The 21,006-nt window shown below is 31.2% G+C and carries 24 protein-coding genes; 15 read left to right on the plus strand and 9 right to left on the minus strand.

Annotation, left to right across the window (positions count from 1 at the left end; genetic code table 11):
* Nucleotides 1-200: 200 nt before the first annotated feature.
* From rpmB to xerD, 7 genes are all read left to right on the plus strand, one after another.
* Nucleotides 201-422 (plus strand): 50S ribosomal protein L28, encoded by a 222-nt coding sequence (rpmB, locus tag R2808_RS06820; RefSeq protein WP_371270215.1) that lies wholly within the window; start codon nt 201-203, stop codon nt 420-422.
* Nucleotides 423-456: 34 nt separating this feature from the next.
* Complete coding sequence (gene rpmG, locus R2808_RS06825) at nt 457-639, plus strand: 50S ribosomal protein L33 (RefSeq protein ID WP_112373121.1); 183 nt, start codon at nt 457-459, stop codon at nt 637-639.
* Nucleotides 640-677: 38 nt separating this feature from the next.
* Nucleotides 678-830: a DUF4295 domain-containing protein gene (locus R2808_RS06830; RefSeq protein WP_371270216.1), complete on the plus strand. Its 153-nt coding sequence runs from the start codon at nt 678-680 to the stop codon at nt 828-830.
* An 87-nt stretch (nt 831-917) separates the two neighbouring features.
* Entirely contained in the window at nt 918-1,871 is a 954-nt protein-coding gene (gene ftsY, locus R2808_RS06835; protein WP_371270217.1) for a signal recognition particle-docking protein FtsY, read from the plus strand.
* A 124-nt stretch (nt 1,872-1,995) separates the two neighbouring features.
* A complete protein-coding gene (locus tag R2808_RS06840; protein ID WP_371270218.1) occupies nt 1,996-2,391 on the plus strand; it encodes a hypothetical protein in 396 nt (131 codons plus the stop codon).
* Nucleotides 2,388-2,684: a DUF721 domain-containing protein gene (locus R2808_RS06845; protein WP_371270219.1), complete on the plus strand. Its 297-nt coding sequence runs from the start codon at nt 2,388-2,390 to the stop codon at nt 2,682-2,684. Before R2808_RS06840 ends, R2808_RS06845 begins: the two co-directional genes overlap by 4 nt.
* A 1-nt stretch (nt 2,685) precedes the next feature.
* Nucleotides 2,686-3,582, plus strand: coding sequence for a site-specific tyrosine recombinase XerD (gene xerD, locus R2808_RS06850; RefSeq protein WP_371270220.1), 897 nt, complete (start codon nt 2,686-2,688; stop codon nt 3,580-3,582).
* 50 nt (nt 3,583-3,632) lie between these two features.
* Here xerD and R2808_RS06855 read toward each other — a convergent pair whose 3' ends face one another.
* Nucleotides 3,633-3,995 (minus strand): TM2 domain-containing protein, encoded by a 363-nt coding sequence (locus R2808_RS06855; protein ID WP_371270221.1) that lies wholly within the window; start codon nt 3,993-3,995, stop codon nt 3,633-3,635.
* Nucleotides 3,996-4,034: 39 nt separating this feature from the next.
* On the opposite strand from R2808_RS06855, the gene R2808_RS06860 reads away from it, so the two are divergent.
* Nucleotides 4,035-4,922: a hypothetical protein gene (locus R2808_RS06860; protein ID WP_371270222.1), complete on the plus strand. Its 888-nt coding sequence runs from the start codon at nt 4,035-4,037 to the stop codon at nt 4,920-4,922.
* A gap of 85 nt (nt 4,923-5,007) precedes the next feature.
* Here R2808_RS06860 and rny read toward each other — a convergent pair whose 3' ends face one another.
* The 3 genes from rny to R2808_RS06875 form a co-directional block, all read right to left on the minus strand.
* The gene (gene rny / locus R2808_RS06865; protein WP_371270223.1) at nt 5,008-6,570 is read right to left on the minus strand and encodes a ribonuclease Y; all 1,563 of its coding nucleotides are present in this window, start codon (nt 6,568-6,570) and stop codon (nt 5,008-5,010) included.
* 211 nt (nt 6,571-6,781) lie between these two features.
* The gene (locus R2808_RS06870) at nt 6,782-7,075 is read right to left on the minus strand and encodes a cell division protein ZapA (RefSeq protein ID WP_371270224.1); all 294 of its coding nucleotides are present in this window, start codon (nt 7,073-7,075) and stop codon (nt 6,782-6,784) included.
* Between the two features lie 6 nt (nt 7,076-7,081).
* The gene (locus tag R2808_RS06875; protein ID WP_371270225.1) at nt 7,082-7,372 is read right to left on the minus strand and encodes a hypothetical protein; all 291 of its coding nucleotides are present in this window, start codon (nt 7,370-7,372) and stop codon (nt 7,082-7,084) included.
* A 188-nt stretch (nt 7,373-7,560) separates the two neighbouring features.
* Between R2808_RS06875 and R2808_RS06880 the strand changes: the two genes are divergently transcribed.
* The 5 genes from R2808_RS06880 to R2808_RS06900 are packed head-to-tail and all read left to right on the plus strand — an operon-like array spanning nt 7,561 to nt 13,784.
* Nucleotides 7,561-9,249: a M23 family metallopeptidase gene (locus tag R2808_RS06880; RefSeq protein WP_371270226.1), complete on the plus strand. Its 1,689-nt coding sequence runs from the start codon at nt 7,561-7,563 to the stop codon at nt 9,247-9,249.
* A gap of 58 nt (nt 9,250-9,307) precedes the next feature.
* Nucleotides 9,308-11,719, plus strand: a complete 2,412-nt coding sequence (locus tag R2808_RS06885; RefSeq protein WP_371270281.1) for a carboxypeptidase-like regulatory domain-containing protein — start codon at nt 9,308-9,310, stop codon at nt 11,717-11,719.
* A gap of 46 nt (nt 11,720-11,765) precedes the next feature.
* Nucleotides 11,766-12,488, plus strand: coding sequence for a hypothetical protein (locus R2808_RS06890; RefSeq protein ID WP_371270227.1), 723 nt, complete (start codon nt 11,766-11,768; stop codon nt 12,486-12,488).
* A gap of 16 nt (nt 12,489-12,504) precedes the next feature.
* Nucleotides 12,505-13,005, plus strand: coding sequence for a hypothetical protein (locus R2808_RS06895; RefSeq protein ID WP_371270228.1), 501 nt, complete (start codon nt 12,505-12,507; stop codon nt 13,003-13,005).
* The gene (locus tag R2808_RS06900; protein WP_371270229.1) at nt 13,002-13,784 is read left to right on the plus strand and encodes a DUF1828 domain-containing protein; all 783 of its coding nucleotides are present in this window, start codon (nt 13,002-13,004) and stop codon (nt 13,782-13,784) included. Before R2808_RS06895 ends, R2808_RS06900 begins: the two co-directional genes overlap by 4 nt.
* 20 nt (nt 13,785-13,804) lie before the next feature.
* Here R2808_RS06900 and R2808_RS06905 read toward each other — a convergent pair whose 3' ends face one another.
* Entirely contained in the window at nt 13,805-14,506 is a 702-nt protein-coding gene (locus R2808_RS06905) for a hypothetical protein (RefSeq protein ID WP_371270230.1), read from the minus strand.
* Between the two features lie 106 nt (nt 14,507-14,612).
* Here R2808_RS06905 and R2808_RS06910 point away from each other — a divergent pair, with 106 nt between their 5' ends.
* The gene (locus R2808_RS06910) at nt 14,613-15,122 is read left to right on the plus strand and encodes a hypothetical protein (protein WP_371270231.1); all 510 of its coding nucleotides are present in this window, start codon (nt 14,613-14,615) and stop codon (nt 15,120-15,122) included.
* A 64-nt stretch (nt 15,123-15,186) separates the two neighbouring features.
* On the opposite strand, the gene R2808_RS06915 is transcribed toward R2808_RS06910, so the two are convergent.
* The 4 genes from R2808_RS06915 to R2808_RS06930 form a co-directional block, all read right to left on the minus strand.
* On the minus strand, nt 15,187-17,016 hold the full coding sequence (locus R2808_RS06915; RefSeq protein WP_371270232.1) for an ABC transporter ATP-binding protein: 1,830 nt from the start codon (nt 17,014-17,016) through the stop codon (nt 15,187-15,189).
* Nucleotides 17,016-18,743 carry a phospho-sugar mutase gene (locus tag R2808_RS06920; RefSeq protein ID WP_371270233.1) on the minus strand — a complete coding sequence of 576 codons (1,728 nt, stop codon included), beginning with the start codon at nt 18,741-18,743 and terminating at the stop codon, nt 17,016-17,018. Before R2808_RS06920 ends, R2808_RS06915 begins: the two co-directional genes overlap by 1 nt.
* Before the next feature lie 45 nt (nt 18,744-18,788).
* On the minus strand, nt 18,789-19,739 hold the full coding sequence (locus R2808_RS06925) for a glycosyltransferase family 2 protein (protein WP_371270234.1): 951 nt from the start codon (nt 19,737-19,739) through the stop codon (nt 18,789-18,791).
* Nucleotides 19,740-19,955: 216 nt separating this feature from the next.
* Nucleotides 19,956-20,273: a DUF4199 domain-containing protein gene (locus tag R2808_RS06930; protein ID WP_371270235.1), complete on the minus strand. Its 318-nt coding sequence runs from the start codon at nt 20,271-20,273 to the stop codon at nt 19,956-19,958.
* A 220-nt stretch (nt 20,274-20,493) separates the two neighbouring features.
* Between R2808_RS06930 and R2808_RS06935 the strand changes: the two genes are divergently transcribed.
* Nucleotides 20,494-20,745, plus strand: coding sequence for a type B 50S ribosomal protein L31 (locus R2808_RS06935; protein ID WP_371270236.1), 252 nt, complete (start codon nt 20,494-20,496; stop codon nt 20,743-20,745).
* The last annotated feature ends 261 nt before the right edge of the window (nt 20,746-21,006 follow it).

The following is a 21,006-nucleotide window of genomic DNA, read 5'->3' on the forward strand; positions in this document are numbered from 1 at the left end:
GTATAAAAAATAATGTATTTGTTGAAGAATTTAACTTTGGACAACCTCGTGAAAAAGTAATAAATAGAGCCGTAAATAAAAGTCTAGAATTACTTTATAAAGAAATTTTAAAAAAATAATAAAATAATGTTGCGTAATTCATACCTATTTTGTTTCTTTGCACCCTGATTTTGAATAACGAAATATAAAGATTAGAAATAATGTCTAGAGTTTGTGAACTTACAGGTAAAAAAGCGATGACAGGAAACAATGTTTCTCACGCTATGAATAAAACCAAAAGAAAATTTTCGGTAAATTTAGTAAAGAAGCGTTTCTATATTCCTGAAGAAGATAGATGGGTAACTTTAAAAATTTCTACCGCAGCGCTTAAAACTATTAATAAAATAGGAATATCAGCTGCATTAAAAAAAGCGAAAAAATAATTAAGTAGTAGCTACTTTTTTAAAAATATTTACAATGGCAAAGAAAGGTAATAGAATTCAAGTTATTTTAGAATGTACAGAGCATAAAGAATCAGGTATGCCAGGAACTTCTCGTTACATTACTACTAAAAACAAAAAAAATACTCCAGATAGATTAGAGATTAAAAAATTTAATCCAATCTTAAAGAGAATGACTGTTCACAAAGAAATTAAATAATAGCCAAAGCATATAGCTAGGCATAAAGTATAAAGATTATGGCAAAGAAAACCGTAGCAACATTACAAACTTCATCTAAAAGATTAACCAAAGCTATAAAAATGGTTAAATCTCCAAAAACTGGTGCATATACTTTTGTAGAGCAAGTAATGGCTCCAGAAATGGTTGACGAATTCTTGAAAAAGAAATAATTATTTTCACAAATTATATACAAAAGCTACTTTCTTTTGAAAGTAGCTTTTTTTATTTCTATTTTTGTACAATAAAGCATTATCAATATGAGTTTTTTCAAAAAATTATTCTCATCAGAAAAAAAAGAAACACTAGACAAAGGATTAGAAAAATCTAAAAGTTCATTTTTTTCAAAACTATCAAAAGCTGTAGCCGGAAAATCTAAAGTAGATGACGGTGTGCTCGATAATTTAGAAGAAATTTTAGTCTCTTCCGATGTTGGCGTAAATACCACACTAAAAATTATCGAAAGAATTGAAGAACGTGTAGAACGCGATAAATATTTAGGTACAGATGAATTAAACACTATTCTTCGTGAAGAAATTGCGGGTTTATTAGCCGAAAACAACCATGGCGATGCAACAGAATTTGAAATTCCTAAAAATAAAAAACCTTATGTTTTAATGGTTGTAGGCGTAAACGGAGTAGGAAAAACTACAACTATAGGAAAATTAGCGTATCAATTTAAAAAAGCAGGACATAATGTGGTATTAGGTGCCGCCGATACGTTTAGAGCTGCAGCTATAGACCAATTACAAGTTTGGGCCGATAGAGTAGGCGTACCTATTGTAAAACAACAAATGGGTAGCGACCCTGCTTCTGTTGCTTTCGATACCTTACAATCGGCGGTAAAACAAAATGCAGATGTCGTTATTATTGATACGGCTGGTCGTTTACACAATAAAGTTAATTTAATGAACGAGTTAACTAAAGTAAAACGTGTTATGCAAAAAGTTGTAGCAGATGCGCCACACGATGTGTTATTGGTTTTAGATGGTTCAACAGGTCAAAATGCTTTCGAGCAAGCTAAGCAATTTACAGCCGCAACCGAAGTTACAAGCTTAGCGGTAACCAAATTAGACGGTACAGCAAAAGGAGGCGTAGTTATTGGTATTTCGGATCAATTTAAAATTCCTGTTAAATATATTGGCGTAGGCGAAGGTATTGAAGATTTACAAGTATTCAATAAATACGAATTTGTAGATTCATTTTTTAAATAAATCTAATATTTTCGACAAATATAGATGCGGTTGAGTTTTTACTTAACCGTTTTTTTATTTCAAATTTTTTAGTTTTCTCTTATTTTTACATAAAAACTATTGTATTTTAGTGCAAATTATCAAAATGAAAAAATATTATAGTATTATAGTACTTTTATTATTTTCTTGTAATAAAAAAATAGAAACAGAAGAATTGCAAAAGCTAAACGGCTATTGGCAAATAGAAAAAGTAACTTTTTCTAACGGTCAAGAAAAACAATTTAACAACAATCCCGCTTTAGATTATATCGAAATAAACGATAGTTTAAAAGGTTTTAAAGTAAAGGTTGTACCTACAGCTACTGAGAAATTTTTAACAAACGGAATTAAAGAAAACTTTACTATTACAAAAAATAAACTGTATTATAAAACCAATTATGCAGCTTGGGATGAAGAAATAATAACACTTAACGATTCGGTTTTTAGTGTAAAAAACAACGAAGGTAAACAATATACCTACAAGAAACTACAAATACAATGAAACGCAAAATAGGGGAGGAAAGCCCAATAGCCGATGTGTTAAAAGAATTTATTCAAGCCAATAAATTACAAGCAGGTTTCGATAAAATAGATGTGCGCCATGCTTGGAAAAATGTTATGGGTGCTGGAGTAAACAGTTATACAATCGATGTTTTACTAAAAGGAAATACACTATATGTTGTTTTATCGTCATCGGTGTTACGAGAAGAATTAAGCTTAGGCAAAACAAAAATTATTAAAATGTTGAACGAAGAAATTAAGCGCGATTTAATTTCATCAATTGTATTGCAATAAAATGAGTTGGCAATCGTATGTAAAAGAATATCAAAACTATTTGCGCCTAGAAAGAGGTCTTTCTGAAAATACCATAACTAATTATAGTTTCGACATAGAAAAACTAATTACTTTTCTGGAAAACAATGCCATTGCCGAAACACCACTAAACATTACAGAAGAAACTATTCAACAGTTTATTTACACCATTGCAACAAATGTAAATGCACGTAGTCAAGCTCGTGTAATTTCGGGTTTAAAAAGCTTTTTTTCATTTCTTGTTTTTGAAGATTACCGAAAAGAAACACCTATGGAATTAATAGAAGTGCCAAAAACAGGTAGAAAATTACCCGATACCTTATCGACACAAGAAATAGACGCTATTATTACTGCAATAGATTTAAGCAAAAACGAAGGCGAACGCAACCGCGCCATGTTAGAAACACTTTATAGCTGTGGCTTGCGAGTTTCCGAATTAATTAGTTTAAAAATTTCAGATATTTTTTTTGAAGAAGGTTTTATAAAAGTTACAGGTAAAGGAAACAAACAGCGTTTTGTGCCTTTAAGTAAACTAACTCAAAAGTACATTACCATTTATAAAAATGAAGTTCGCAATCATTTAGTTATTCAAAAAGGATACGAAGATACTTTGTTTTTAAACCGACGTGGAAAACAACTTACTCGAGCTATGGTTTTTACCATTATTAAAAATTTAGCTAAAAAAATTAACTTACAAAAAACTATTTCACCGCATACATTTCGGCATTCGTTTGCTACGCATTTATTAGAAAATGGAGCCGATTTACGATCTATTCAATTAATGCTTGGGCACGAATCTATTACTACAACCGAGGTTTATATGCACTTAGATAGAAAGTTTTTAGCCGACGTGTTAGAAGCGTATCATCCTAGAAAATAAAAAAAACTGCTCAAAAAATAAGCAGTTTTTAAAATTTTATGTTTTATTTATTAGAAAGTTTTATCGTATGAACCGTTTTTAGGTTGTAAGGTACCAATAACTATTCTAATTAAATCAATAAAAGCCCAAATCCCTAGACCACCTAAGGTTAAAATTTGAACAATACCTTGCCAAGTGTAGCCTAAATAAAATCGGTGAATTCCTATTATACCAGCAAAAAAGCATAATAACGTGGCAACAATTTGACTTTTACCAGATGCAGCAGCAGCGGGTGTTACTAATTCTGAACTGTTTTCAGTACCATTGGTTAAAGTTTCAGTTTGATTTTCCGATACAACAGGGAAAGCGGCATAAGATGGAGTTAAGAAACCTAGCATTACTACCATCATTGTTACATAAAGTTTTAATTTCATAAAAAAGATTTTTAGTTTTGTCTAAAATAAAAATTAATAATGAGAAAAAAAAATTTAATTCTGCTATTTTGCATCTTCTTTTTTAAAACATATTCACAAAATAGTTATGAGTTTATAGGTATTATTATGATAAATCATGAAAAAGATAAAATGATACCTTATCGTTTAGTGTTTGAAGAAGAAAACGGAGAAATAAATGGTTATTCGGTTACCGATTTTGATGGAGATCATGAAACAAAATCTTCAATAACAGGAAAATACAATCAAAAGAGCAATATTTTTTCTTTTAAAGAAACAGATATTTTATATACCAAATCAAATTATTCTCCAGATATTTTCTGTTTTGTGCATTTTGAAGGAAATTTAGAACTACATTCAGATGTTAATAAAAGTAAATTAAGAGGTAATTTTAAAGGTTTTTTCCCTTCGGACGAACCTTGTTTAAATGGTTATTTAACTTTATTGGGTTCGGATGCTATTTATAAAAAAATGGCTAAAATTGATAAAAAAATTCAAAAATTAAAAAATATTACTGAGGAGGAAAAGAATAAAATTAGTACAGTAAAACTTATGGATAGCCTAAAAGTAAATAGACTTTCTAATAATGAAAAACTAAATGTCTTTATTAAGAACGATACATTTAAAATTGAAATATTTGATGCGGGTATTGAAGATAATGATATTGTAGATTTCTACATAAATGATAGAAAAGTTTTATCGGATTTTAAGGTTACTAAAAATGTAAAAATGCTATCTTACTCTTTTAATAATGAGCCTAATTTAGAATTCAAACTAATAGCAAAAAATACAGGCGAAGAAGGATTAAATACACCTAAAATAATTATAAATGACGGTAATAGAAAATTTGAGCTTTTTGCAAATTTGAATGCAAATGAAAGTGGTTTTATAACAGTATATAAAAAGTAAACTAAAATAAAAAAAAGGGTTTTTCAATATTTGAAAAACCCTTTTACTATAAACTAATTACTATAAACTAATTACTTTTCACTACTTACTTAGCAATATTTACGGCTCTAGTTTCTCTAATAACGGTAATTTTTACTTGACCCGGATAGGTCATTTCCGTTTGTATTTTGTGCGATATTTCAAACGATAGGTTTGCGGCCATTTCATCAGAAACTTTTTCGCTTTCTACGATTACCCGTAACTCTCTACCTGCCTGAATAGCATACGCATTTTTAACGCCGTTAAAACCGTAAGCAATTGCTTCTAAATCTTTTAAACGCTGAATGTAAGAATCTAATACTTGACGACGAGCACCTGGTCTTGCACCCGAAATTGCATCGCAAACTTGTATAATTGGCGATATTAACGATTTCATTTCTATTTCATCGTGATGTGCACCAATTGCGTTGCATACTTCTTCTTTTTCACCATATTTTTCTGCCCATTGCATACCTAATATTGCGTGCGGTAGCTCGCTTTCAGTTTCAGGAACTTTACCAATATCGTGTAATAAACCAGCACGTTTGGCTAATTTTACATTTAAACCTAATTCAGCCGCCATTATACCACATAATTTGGCTACTTCGCGTGAGTGTTGTAATAAATTTTGTCCGTAAGAAGAACGGTATTTCATTCGACCTACAATTTTAATAAGTTCGGGGTGTAAACCGTGAATTCCTAAATCGATAACGGTACGTTTACCTACTTCTATAATTTCTTCTTCAATTTGTTTTTGCGTTTTTGCTACTACTTCTTCAATACGAGCTGGGTGAATACGACCATCGGTTACTAATTTGTGTAATGCTAAACGAGCAATTTCTCTACGAACAGGGTCAAAGCACGATAATATAATCGCTTCTGGTGTGTCATCTACAATAATTTCTACACCTGTAGCGGCTTCTAGTGCTCTAATATTTCTGCCTTCACGACCAATAATTCTACCTTTAACATCGTCTGATTCGATGTTAAAAACCGATACGCAATTTTCTACTGCTTCTTCTGTTCCTACACGTTGAATCGTATTAATGATAACTTTTTTGGCTTCTTGCTGTGCAGTAAGTTTTGCTTCTTCCATGGTGTCTTGTATAAAAGACATGGCATCTGTTTTGGCTTCGGCTTTTAAACTTTCTACCAATTGGTTTTTCGCTTCTTCTGCCGATAGTCCTGAAATAACCTCTAATTGCTCTACTTGACTTCTGTGTAGTCGTTCTATATCTTGTTGCTTTTTTTCTAAAAACTCAATTCGAGTATCGTAGTCGGCAATTTTTTCTTCTATTTCGGTATTTAATTTTTTGTTTTTAGCCAATTCGCTAGAAACTTGCGATTCTTTGTCGCGTGTTCGTTTTTCGGCTTCTGCCATTTTTTTATCGCGCGATAAAATAACTTGTTCGTGCTCTGCTTTTAGTTCTAAAAACTTTTCTTTTGCCTGAAGAATTTTGTCTTTTTTTGTAGCTTCGGCTTCGGCTTTTGCATCTTTTAAAATTGATGCAGCTTCTTTTTTAGCATTTTTAATTAAATTAGAAACATTGCTTTTTTCCAAGAATTTTGCAATTCCAAATCCTAGTGCAAGTCCGATTACAACGCCAATTATTATACTTAGTATATCCATATTATAGTTAAAAAATTATATAAAAAAAGCCTACATTAAGGTTTGGATAAACTCCAAAAAAACAGGTTTTGAGCTAACTCGCAGTTCAAGTTTCCCACTTAAGGGCTTACAATAGTTGCGACGATTCACTCATTTTAATGTAATAATGTTGAGTTTATCAAATATTTCCTAATGTAGGCAGTATTTTTGATTTATGTTAAGAACGTATGTATTATTTTTCGAGTAACTCGCCCAATTTTGCATTTAAACTAATTAGTCGTTTTTCTGCATTTAGTTGTTCATCCGATTTGTCAATTTGTTTTTGCTCGGTTAACGATGCAAATTGCAAAGCACACATTGCTAAAACATCTTGTTTGTCTCTAACGGCATAGCTTTGTTCAAACTGAGTTATCATTTTCTCTATTTTTTTTGCAGCGGCACGCAAGGCTTCCTCTTGGTTAGGTTCTATCGATAATGGATAAACCCTGTCTGCAATAGATATTTTAATATTCAGTTTTTCATTCATTGCTTTTTAATCCGAAAGTTGTGCAATACAATAATCGATTTCTCGAATTAATGAATTTATTTTGAGTTTTGTTTCTCGTTTATTTTCGTTACTGCCTAACAATGAATTTATCATTTTGAGCTTTTCTATGTTTTCTTTTAATTCGGTAATTTCAGTTTCTTGCACTTTGTTTTTTTGTTCTAAAGTTTGCAATTGCGCTGTTAATTCCTCGTTTTTTGCTTTTAGTTGACTAACTTTTTGGTTAACTTTAAAAAATTTAACTTCAAGAGAATCAATTAATTTAGATAACTCGCCCACAAATAATTAAATTCATTTTTGTTATTTACAAATTTAGTATTCCATTTTAAGAATTACAATTTTTTTTACGCTTTTTTTATACGTTTTCTTTTATTTAACATAATAAATTGGTTTTTAATTAGTTGTGTTTTATGGTAGATTTCTGTATTTACTTTTTATATTTTTATTATTTTAGCAAAAAACAAGCAATGAAATATTTTTTACTTTTAGTATTATCTTTTACGGTTTCCTATAGTCAAAGTTCGTATCCTGATGATTTTATTTCGCCTTTAGAAATTCCTATAGATTTATCTGGAAATTTTGGTGAGCTACGAAGTAATCATTTTCATTCGGGTTTAGATATAAAAACGCAAAAAAGGGAAGGATTAAATGTGCTAGCCGTAGCCGATGGTTACGTTTCGAGAATTAAAATAAGTACGTTTGGTTACGGAAAAGCAATATATATTACACATTCTAACGGTTATACAACGGTTTATGCTCATTTACAAAAGGCAAATGGTGCTATAGAAGATTATATTAAAAAAAAGCAATATGCGGCAAAATCGTATGAAGTAGAAATGTTTCCTGCCGCTAATGAATTACCTGTAAAACAAGGCGATGTAATTGCTTTCTCTGGAAACTCTGGCGGAAGTGGCGGCCCGCATTTACATTTTGAGTTTCGCGATACTAAAACAGAAAATATAGTAAACCCTTTGCATTTTGGCTTTACAAAATTTGTAAAAGATGTGCATAAGCCAGCATTTCAAACTTTAATGGTTTACCCTATAGATAATGCAGTTGTAAACAAATCGGAAATTCCGGCATTGGTTTCTTTTTCTAAACAAGCCGATGGAAATTATTTAGCAGCAACAGTTAAAACAAATGGTAAAATAGGATTTGGTATAAATGTATATGATAATTGTACTAATCCGTATAACAAAAACGGAGTTTATAAAATAACAGCGCATTTAAATGGTGTTTTATATTACGAAAGTATTTTCGATACTTTTGCCTTTGCCGAAACCCGCTATATTAATAACTTTATAGATTATGCAACTTATAAGAACAAACAGCAACGATTTCAAAAATTGTTTTTCGAAACACCATATCCATTATCGGTTGTAACAAATGCTAAAAATAACGGAATTATAAATACGCAACCCAATACCAACTATACGTTAAAAATTGAAATTTCAGACTATCAAGGAAATACAACAAAACTTTCTATTCCAATAGAATATGCTAATGAAGAAGCAATTGTAAAAGCAAAACCTACCGAAACTTCGTACAAGCTTAATGCTAAGGTAGAAAATAATTACAGTAAAGATAATGTTTCGGTATATATTCCAGAAAATGCTTTTTACGACAACTTTGATTTAGAATTCGATGTAAAAGACCAAATTTTATACCTTCATAATGAAATGATACCAGTGCAAAAGCATATTACCATAACGTTTTCTGATGTTCAAAATTTAACAGAAGCTCAAATGGAAAAAACATTTATAGCGTCTTTAGATGGTGTAAAATTAGACTATAATTCAACCAAGCGAAAAGGAAATTCATTTTCGGCTCGAGTACGAAATTTAGGCACATTTAAACTTGCACAAGATTTAGTTCCACCACGTATTTATAATGTTAATTTTATTGAAGGGCGAAATTTAATGCAACAAAAAATATTAAGAGTTTCTGTTTCCGATAATTTATCGGGAATTAATACCTACAATGCTTATTTAAATGAAGAATGGATTTTGATGGAATACGATTATAAAACCAATACATTGCAACACGATTTAAGCGATAAAAAGTACAAAGAAGGAAGAAACGATTTTAAGGTAATTGTAACCGATGAAATGCAAAATTCTACTACTTTTGAGTCGTATTTTTTTATGAATCCTTAATTTATAATTCTTGAGAAAGTTAATTTTACTATCATTTTTTATTTGTGCTATAAATGTAATGGCCCAAACAGCTCGTGTAAAAGGTGTTATCTTAGATGAGTTCAATATACCTATAGAAAACGTAAGTGTTGCCGTAGGCGAAACAGGAACCGTTTCCGATAAAACAGGTTTTTATTTATTAGAAATTCCAGCAAACAAGCAAATAACTATTGTTTTTTCGCATGTGTCGTTTAAAAATTCGAAAATAAAACTAGTTCTAAAACCAAACGAAGATTTTGAACTGAACCCAGTATTAAATACACAATCCGAACAGTTGGGCGAGCTTATTATAGAATCGAAGAGCAACAAAAAACAAATAGAAGGTTTAACTACTATTGATCCTGTTGTTATTAGAAAAATACCAGGCGCAAACCCAGGAGTAGAAAGTATAATTAAAACATTGCCGGGTGTTTATTCTAATAATGAGTTAAGCACGTCGTATGCTGTTCGAGGTGGAAATTACGACGAGAATTTGGTATATGTAAATGAAATAGAAGTATATAGACCATTTCTCATTCGTTCGGGCCAACAAGAAGGATTAAGTTTTACCAATACCGAAATGGTAGAAAATGTCGATTTTTCGGCTGGAGGCTTTCAAGCAAAATATGGCGATAAAATGGCATCGGTTTTAGATATCACGTATCGAAACCCTACGCGTTTTAAAGCAGGCTTAGAAGCTAGCTTGTTAGGTGGAAGCCTTACCGTTGAAGGTATTTCTAAAAATACAAAATGGAGTAATATTACCGGAATTCGCTATCGCGATAATAGTTTACTTGTAAATAGTAAAGAAACCGAAAGCAATTTTCGTCCAACATTTGCCGATGTACAATCGTTATTTACTTATAACGCTTCGGCAAAATGGCAATGGAGTTTTTTAGGAAACATTTCGCAAAACAAGTATAGCTACGAACCTTTGTCGCGTCAAACTAATTTTGGTACGGTCGATAATCCTATTGCTTTATTAGTAGTTTACGACGGACAAGAAGAAGATAAATATCAAACTTATTTTGGAGCACTAAAATCGGTTTATCAGTATAACGATGCCAATAAAATAAAGTTTATTGCTTCGGCTTATCATACACAAGAACAAGAATATTACGATATTTTAGCGCAGTATCGATTAGGCGAAGTAGATGCGAATATTGGCTCCGAAACTTTTGGCGATGTTGTGTATTCTCGCGGAGTTGGGGCGCAACTTAACCATGCAAGAAACAATTTAGATGCTTTAATATTTAATGGAGAAGTAAAAGGTTTTCACGAGTTAACAGAAAAATCGCAAGTAGAATGGGGTATAAAATATACACACGAAGATATTCGCGATAGGTTAGTAGAGTGGGAAGTTATCGATTCTGCAGGTTTTTCGTTACCAGCACCTATTTTAGAGTATCAAAACGAGCAACCTTATAACCCATACACAGGACCACTAGTACCTTACTCTGGTGCAAGAGCTACTAATTTTACGAAAATAAACCGTTTTTCGGGCTATACACAATGGAATTATAGAGGCAATATAGGTGAGCATAACTATTGGTTAAATGCAGGAGTTCGCGGTCATAATTGGCAAGTAAATACCGAAAACGAAAACGGAAAAGCACAATTTGTGTTTTCGCCACGAGCTCAATTTGCTTTAAAGCCTAATTGGGATACCGATATGTTATTTAGAATTTCTGGCGGATTGTACCAGCAACCTCCATTTTATAGAGAATTACGAAATGCTAATGGAGACGTTTTACCTAATGTAAAAGCGCAACGTTCATTGCACATTGTACTAGGAAACGATTATAGCTTTAAAATGTGGAACCGTCCGTTTAAATTAACCAGCGAAGCTTACTATAAAAAAATGGATAATGTTAATACCTACACTATAAATAATGTTCGTATTCGTTACCAAGCAGATAATAATGCAAAAGCCTATGCTTATGGTTTCGATGCTCGATTAAATGGCGAGTTTGTTCCAGGAACCGAATCGTGGTTTAGTTTTGGCTATTTAAAAACAGAAGAAAATTACGATAATAAAGGCTATATTGCACGGCCAACCGACCAACGGTTAAAATTTGGTTTGTTGTTTCAAGATTATATGCCTGCTATTCCCAATGTAAAGGTGTATTTAAATTTGGTTTATAACACAGGTTTACCAGGTGGTTCGCCTTCGTATGCCGATCCGTATTTGTACCAATTGCGTTTAAAAGATTACCGCCGCGCCGATGCTGGGTTTTCGTATGTGTTTAAAGATGAAAGTTTACCATCAAATAAAAACTGGTTAAAACATTTTTCAGAATTATCATTAGGTTTAGAAATATTTAATTTATTTAACAACCAAAATGCTATTACAAACACTTGGGTACGCGATGTATATACCAAATCGCAATACGGAATTCCAAATTATATGACAACTCGTGTGTTTAATATAAAATTAATAGCAAGGTTCTAATGTATCTTAAATTTTAATACCTTTGATACTTAAATACTTTATACGTATGCGAAAAAGAATTTGTTTACTATCGGTTTTTGTTTTAATAGGTTTTTGGAGTTGTAAAAACGAAAAACCTACACCAAAAGTTATTTATGAAGATGCGAAAGCTAAAAATATCGAAACAGAAAAACCAGATACAACAGCTATAAAAATAGCCGATTTGCCTATTTTAATGGAAGGAACAAAGTACTTAATTCATCCAGTGGGCGACGTTCGTGTATATGATAGTTATCGAAGTTCGTATGGTTCTAGTAAAGTGAACCAAGTAAGCTATGCTATTTCGAATTATAATCAATATGAACTTACAGGTTATTTCGACAATTTAAAATTTCAACACATCGATTCCGATTCGGTTTGCGCTTTAACCACTCAAAAGGTACAAATACAAACGGTAACTTATTTAAAAGATGTAGCCGATAAAACGAATAAAAAAATATTGGTTTACAGTTTAGCCGATAGCGATACGAATAAAGACGGTGTTATCAATCAAAACGATATAAAATCGTTGTATTTAAGCTATATTGATGGTACAATGTTTACCAAACTGTCTGAAAATTATAACGAAGTTATCGACTGGAATGTAGTTGTACCATTAAACCGACTGTATTTTCGTTGCATTGAAGATATTAACAAAAATGGTGCTTTCGATAAAAATGATAAAGTGCATTATCATTACATAGATTTACTAAAAGACGGTTGGCAAGCAGCAGAATATTCGCCGATTTAAATAATTTTAAAAAAAAATGCTAACAAATCAAGAAGCAAAATATTTATTAGAATTAGAAAAAGTTTTAACTGATCCAAATCAAATAATAGATTTATCCAAAAAGAAAAATAGGTTGGAATTGATTTCGCATCAAGATTCTGATTATAATTTTTGGCTTGAAATTACTACGAATCAAAAAATTATTCTGAAGACATCAATTCATCATTTAGAAAGCAATTCATATATCGGATTGTTAAGAATAGATTATAAAGGAGGACATCATAACCCTCCAAATATAGAATCAACTTTACATGATTTTTTAATTCCTTATGCTGATAAATGGTTTAAACCGGATGAACCTCATATGCATATTTATGTTGAAGGTTATAAACCTTTAGTTTGGGCAATTCCACTATGTGATATTGATTTTCCAATTAAAAACATTATTCATTCATCTGACTTATCAGATTTAATATATAACTTTGCTCAAAAGATAAATTTAAAAACATTAATTAATATTCAACAAGCAATACTTTGAATTGGATAAACACATATGTGAATGATTATTATAATTGGCTAAAAGAGAAGACTTTTATCCAAGAAGACTATGATACTGACTGGTTTATTATAAATACACCTTTTGTTGGGGCATTTAATGATACAATTGAGATTTATGCTAAGAGAATGGGTAATTATTTAAGGCTAAGTGATAATGGAGAAACTATGGCGAATTTAGAACTCCAAGGTCTACATATTCAAGGTTCTAAAAAACGTAGAATAATTTTAGATACAATTCTAATAAATTATGGAGTTAGAGAAGAAAATAATGAGCTAATTATAGAAGCTAATATTGAGAATTTTTCACAATCTAAACATAATATTTTATCTGCAATAATTGAAATTAGTGATTTGTATGTTTTATCTAAACATAATGTAGCTTCAATATTTAAAGAGGATGTCAGAAATTATTTAGATTCTAATGATATAATCTATACACCTGATTTTATTTCTAAAGGTATAACAGGATTAGAATTTAATTTTGACTTTCAAATAGCTAAAAAGAATAAAGAGATTGTAATAAAATCGTTCAACACGATAAATAAGTCTAACTTACCAACATTTTTATTTTCTTGGGAAGACATTAAACCTGTTCGTGAAAAAATAACAAAAAAGGAGGTTAATGCTATTGCAGTAATTAATAACGTAGATAAAGAAATAAAAAATGAATTTTTAGAAGCACTTAAAGCTAAAAATGCTGATTATATTCTTTGGTCTGAACGTAATTTAGAGAAAAATATACAATTAATATCTGCATAAAGATAGTATTGGCTAAGGTACTATATCAAAATATCACTTTCTAAATCGGAAATTTCAATTTTAAAATCGAAACCTAATTTTTCTACTAATTCAATTACCAGTTTTTTATACCAATTTTCGCTTTTTGGATGAATGTAAATTTTCTCAATTAATTGGCTCAAGTTTACCTCTATTTTTAAACCATTGTCAATACTTATACTCTTATTACTAACATCGGTTAAAATTCTAATTTCACGTTCGTACTGAAAGCTTTTTCGCTTAAATAGAAATGGAAAAAAGTTGTCGTCAAACGGAATAAAATCTTTTTTGTAATCTATATAATTGACCTCGCCTATATATTGCTCGTAATGATTTTCGGTTTGTAAAGCTTCTTTTATACGTCCTATGGTAGATTGAATAGCCAAACCTTCGTTATTTTTAGTAAAAATTTGCCACATCGCAAACGATTCGTATGCGTTAGCATGCCAACTACTAATTACTACCTTTTCGCGATGTGTTTTATAATAATCTAAAAAACCTAGATTGTTAGTACTTAACCGTTTAATTTCCTCAAAAGTGGGTTCAGAAAATGTACCTTCATATTGATCTTCAAACTTATCGGAACGCGACATGAACAGTTTTTTAGAAATAAGCATATCTAGAAATTTAGATAAATCTAAATATTTCCACACTATAGTGCTATTTGTTGCGGTAAGTTTAATATTTGAATTATCGAAATACATCTACACGAGTTATTAAAATTCTGTAAATAAAACTCTACAAAAAATGTAAGAAAAGTTTTAAAATCAAACGTAAATTTGCATAAAATTATTAAATATAAAAATACAAATGAAATTATTTTACAACATTGTAGTACTATTAGTGATAAATTTTGTAAATGCCCAAGTGGGTATTAATACTACTTCGCCTACAGAAGCACTAGATGTTGATGGGAATTTACGTATACGAAATTTAACAAAAGGCACAGTAGTTGCCGATGTTGATGGTGTTGTGGCCATTTCGCCAATACAAGTAGTTGCTGCAGGGAAAGTTGAAGCAAGTAACTCGCCTAGTTATTCTGCAAGTGGAGCAACAGTTTCTAGAAATGGAAAAGGCGATTATACTATTACTTTTGATAATGAGTTAGCATCTGCAAATTATGTAATTGTTTTAACAGTTATGAATTGTAACGGTAGATGCCCAGGAAGAGCAAATGCCGATAAGTATGATGCTCCTTCGGCAACGTACTACAATCAAACTACATCTTCTTTTGATGTTTTAATAGGCGATAGCGATAATGGTGCATCAAAAGCGGTTGCTATTGACCAAGAATTTATGTTTGTTGTTTATTCTTTTTAGTAAAAATTTACGAAACAAAAAGGGTTTGCATTGCAAACCCTTTTTTATATCTAAAAAACAATAATTATTCAAATGATTGTAGTGAAACTAGTTTGGCATACGTTCCATTTTTAGCCATTAATTCGGCGTGGTTTCCTTGCTCCACTATTTCTCCTTTTTGCATCACTACAATAGTATCTGCTTTTTGAATAGTAGATAAACGATGGGCAATAACAACCGAAGTTCTATTTTGCATCATGTTTTCTAAAGCATCTTGAACCAGTTTTTCGCTTTCGGTATCTAAGGCCGATGTGGCTTCATCTAAAATCATAATTGGCGGGTTTTTAAGCACGGCTCTTGCAATTGACAAACGCTGTTTTTGTCCGCCCGATAATTTACCGCCAGCATCGCCAATATTGGTTTCCAAGCCTTTTGGCAAATCTTTTACAAATTCGTAGGCATTGGCAATTTTTAAGGCGGCAACTAATTCTTCATCAGTTGCATTGGGTTTACCAATTAATAAATTACCTTTTATAGTATCGTTAAACAAAATAGAATCTTGCGTAACCAAGCCCATTAATGCACGTAATGAATGAATGTTCCAATCGCGAATATCGGTGCCATCAACTTTAATGCTGCCTTCATTAACATCGTAAAAACGCGTTAGTAAATTGGCAATTGTACTTTTTCCAGAACCCGATTGCCCGACTAAAGCCACTGTTTTTCCTTTTGGCACTTCAATTGAAAAGTTTTTTAATACATTTTCATCGCCATAACGGAAATAAATATTTTCAATCGAAATTTTATCGTCGAAAGTATTTTTAACTAAAGCATTTTCTTTAGAATCAATTGTATTTTCTTGTTCTAATATTTCAAACACACGTTCGGCAGCGGCAATACCATTTTTAACGGCATAAGAGGCTTTCGAAATAGATTTTGCGGGTGTTAAAATGTTGTAGGCTAATCCCATAAAGGCTATAAAAACAGTTCCTTCTAATGTTTTTTCAACCAAAACAAGATGACCGCCATACCACAATAATGTAGCAATTGTAAGAATACCTAAAAATTCACTTACAGGTGAAGCTAAGTTATTTTTCTTTCCTATTTTATTTGAAAGTTTTAAAATTCGTTCAACTGATTCTTTGAATTTTTGTTTAAAAATGGGTTCGGCGTTATAGCTTTTTACCACTTTTAATCCCGTTAAGGTTTCTTCTGCAAGCGAAATCATATAGCCACCTTCATTTTGTGCACGAAGTGATTGCGACTTTAAACTTTTACCAATTCGAGAAATAATTAAACCTGAAATAGGAATAAAAATAAACACAAAAAGCGTTAATTGCCAGCTTAAGTAAAACATTAATCCTATTGAAAATAGAATAGATAAAGGTTCTTTTACAATTAATGACAATAAGGTAAAAAACGAATTTTGAACTTCGCCAATGTCGCCCAGCATACGTGCCATAACATCGCCTTTTCTTTTTTCGGAATAAAATGAAACGGGTAAACTAATGATTTTGTCATACATTAATTGGCGTAACTTGGTCATAGTTCCGTTTCGCAAATGCATCATATGGAAAGATGCTAAATAATCGGCTAAATTCTTTAGTAAAAAAGTGGTAATAACAATAGAAACTACAAATAATAAAGCCGTTTGTGTATTTCCTTGTTCAGTAAAATGAGTTACTTTATATGCTAAATAATCTTGAGCATAATTCATAATATCACTAATTCCTGTATAAGCGGGTTCTTTATAAACTTTCTTCGTTTTATCAAACATTACATTTAATAAAGGAATTAAAGTAGCGTAAGAAACCGCACCTAAAAAAGCATATAAAATGTTAAAAGTAATATTCCAAATAATATGCTTTTTGAATGGCAATACAATAGGAAATAGTTTTTCAATAATTTTTTTCATTAATTTAAATTCATTTCAGCAATTATAGCTGCAATTTTGTTGTCTAATTGTTTTTCAACTGAAGCGTATTCATTAGCAGAAGATAATTCTTCATTTACACTAAAGTAGAATTTAATTTTTGGTTCGGTTCCGCTTGGGCGTGCACAAATTTTAGTACCATCTTCTAAATAATAAATCAATACATTCGATTTTGGAACGGTCAATTCAAACGTTTCATTATTCATAAAGTCTTTTCCTTTAGAACTTTGATAATCTTCAACACATACAACACGTTCACCAATAATTTCAGTTAACGGATTTTCACGCAAATCAATCATCATTTGTTTAATTTCATTAGCACCTTCAATTCCTTTTTTAGTTATCGATATTAAATGCTCTTTATAAAATTTAAAATCTACAGAAAGATTGATTAACTCTTGGTACAAACTACTTCCAGCAGCTTTGGCTTGTGCTGCAATTTCACATACTAATAATATAGCACCAACGGCATCTTTATCGCGCACTTTGTCGCCCACCATAAATCCAAAACTTTCTTCGCCACCACCAATAAATTCTAATTCTGGAAAATCTTTAATAAACTTAGCAATCCATTTAAAACCAGTTAAACCTACTTTACATTCTACTTCATAAGCTTCTGCTAAATCGAGCATCATTGGTGTAGATACAATAGTTGAGCCAATGAACTGTTTTCCGTTTATTTTGTCAGCTTTTTTCCATTGTTCGAGCAAAAAGGCTGTCATAATGACCATTGTTTGGTTCCCATTGAGCAATTTCATGTTACCATCCAAATCGCGAACGGCAACGCCTAATCTATCTGAATCGGGATCAGTTCCTAATACAATATCTGCATCAATTTTATTGGCTAAAGCAACAGCCATCGAAAGCGCTTCGGGCTCTTCTGGATTTGGCGATTTTACCGTAGGAAAATTACCATCGGGTGTTTCTTGTTCTTTTACAATATTTACATCGGTATAACCCGCAAGTGCTAATACATTAGGTATTGCTTTTACTGAAGTTCCGTGTAATGGTGTGTAAACAATTTTTAATTGTTGTTTTGCTTTAGCATCGGTATTGAAACTCGCATTTTCAATAGTTGATTGCCAAAAAGCTTCATCTATTTCTTTATCAATATATTGAATTAAACTTTCATTCGCATCAAAATTGATATCGCTATAATTTAAACTTTCGATTTCTTGAATAATTTCGCCGTCTTGTGGTGGTACCAATTGACCGCCGTCTTGCCAATAAACTTTGTATCCATTATATTCAGGTGGATTATGCGAAGCGGTAAGTACAATTCCTGCGTTGCAATTTAAATACTTAACTGCAAAAGATAATTCAGGTGTTGGGCGTAATTCTGAAAATAAATAAACTTGAATTCCATTAGCCGAAAACACATCGGCAACTACTTTAGCCAGCGTATTACTATTATGACGGCAATCGTAAGCAATTGCAACTTTTAATTGTTCGCCAGAAAAAACTTTTTTCATATAATTAGAAAGTCCCTGTGTGTTTTTTCCTAAAGTATATTTGTTGATTCTATTGGTACCTGCCCCCATAATACCACGCATACCGCCAGTACCAAATTCTAAATTTTTATAAAAGCTGTCTTCTAATTCTTTAGGAGAAGAAGTCATCATTTCTTTAATTGAATTTTGTGTTTCGGTATCAAATGTAGGCGTAAGCCATTCGTTTACTTTATCTAATATATTTTGTTCGATGTGCATAATTATAAAATTTAATGGCAAATTTACGAAGAAAAGCGTTATTGATTATATTTCTTTAGCAATCTTGTATCGTTCTTCATTGCTTTTTGTTCGCAGAACAATTTCACCCAAAAATCCTGCTAAAAAAAACTGAGTCCCAATAATCATAGTGCTTAATGAAATATAAAACCAAGGATTATCAGTAACTAATATTGTTGGTTCATTATGGTATAATTTCCAAAGTTTTAAGAAGCCAATAAACATAGCAGAAATAAAACCAATTATAAACATTAAAACACCTAAAGCACCAAACAAGTGCATGGGGCGTTTACCAAATTTTGATAAAAACCAAATGGTAATTAAATCGAGAAAACCATTTATAAATCGGTTCATTCCAAATTTAGAATGTCCATATTTTCGAGCTTGATGTTGCACTACTTTTTCTCCAATTTTTGAGAAACCAGCATTTTTAGCTAAAACCGGAATATAACGGTGCATTTCGCCCGAAACTTCTATATTTTTTACCACTTCATTACGGTAAGCTTTAAGCCCACAATTAAAATCATGTAGCTTTACACCCGAAGTCTTACGGGCTGCCCAATTAAATAATTTTGAGGGCAAATTTTTACCAATAATAGAATCGTAGCGCTTTTTTTTCCACCCCGAAACTAAATCATAACCTTTATTGGCAATTAAATCGTACAACTCTGGAATTTCATCTGGACTATCTTGCAAATCGGCATCCATTGTGATAATAATTTCGCCGTTAGCACGGGCAAAACCCGCATGCAAAGCCTGACTTTTACCGTAGTTTTTAAAAAAACGAATACCTTTCACGCTATTGTCTTCACGAGAAAGGTTTTCTATAATTTGCCAAGAATTGTCGGTACTACCATCATCAATAAACCAAATTTCATAAGAAAAGTTATGAGTAGTCATAACTTTCTTTATCCATTTATGTAGCTCAGGCAACGATTCTTGTTCGTTTAATAATGGAATTATTATGGATAAATTCATTTAGAATTAAAATTGTTCTTTTGGTTTGGTTTTAAAAATAAGCGCTAAAATTGATGCGAAAATAGCACTAAATATGATACTAAATATAAGACCTTTTAATTGTTCTACAATTCCAAACTGATCTGTATTTGTTCATTTCTTCTACCGCAGTCTTTATAGATTTCGGTGGAGCGCCAAATTTTTTCATCATAGAAACAGCAGCTTCTAGAAATTTTCTTAAAGTTTCTTTGCACTTGGATCTATAAAATTGAATAAAAGTATATTAAAAGTAATAGAAATTGCAATTCCAATTACTGCATATACAAAATAAGTAGTAAACGCATCTTTAAAGGAATATATTCCGTTTAATTGTTTTTTAGTTTGTACCATTGCGTATATACCTAGAGCTGTATATATAATAATATTAGCAATTCCAATCCACCACTCAGCAAACAATTGAAGGTTTATAGCATACATAGCGCAAGTAATAACTACAGCAATTATACCTGCTATTACTCCAAATTTAACTGCGTTTTTTTTTACAATTTCGTTCATAATTTTAGTTTGTTTTAGTTGTACAAATATACTAGTTATTTTATCAGTATTCAAAACACAAAAAAAGTTACAGGAATGCTTGTATATTCAAAAAATAATGTAAATTTGCAAACTGAATTTAAAAATTAGTATTATTAAAAGGTTATGGTGTTGCTTATACCTTTATTATAAAAAGTAAAGCCGCAAAGTAACAAATAATCATCAATAAAAGATTTACATTATGAAAAAAGGTATTCACCCAGAAAATTACAGATTAGTGGCATTTAAAGATATGTCAAATGAAGATGTGTTTATTACAAAATCTACAGTAGAAACTAAAGAAACTATCGAAGTTGATGGTGTTGAGTATCCTGTGTTTAAAATGGAGATTTCGAGAACGTCGCACCCATTTTATACTGGTAAATCGAAACTTATTGATACCGCTGGTCGTATTGATAAATTCAAAAACAAATATGCTAAATTTCAAAAATAATTTTTTTGAGATTACATCATACAAATCCTGCCTTTTTGGTGGGATTTTTTTTTAACCAAACCTCAAAGGTTTTTAAAACCTTTGAGGTTTGGTTATTTATTCGATTTTTTAAACAACCTAAGGTAATGACTAGCCCCGATAGAGCCAAGCACCGCGTGCAGGCGAAAGTTCCGACGATTTTATGTCGGAATACTGATAATAAATTCATCAGTACGAGAATTTGTGATTTGAGAAACTTTTTTGGTGCTTCTTATAAAAAAA

It is taken from the genome of Flavobacterium sp. (assembly GCF_041392005.1).
Classification (GTDB): domain Bacteria; phylum Bacteroidota; class Bacteroidia; order Flavobacteriales; family Flavobacteriaceae; genus Flavobacterium.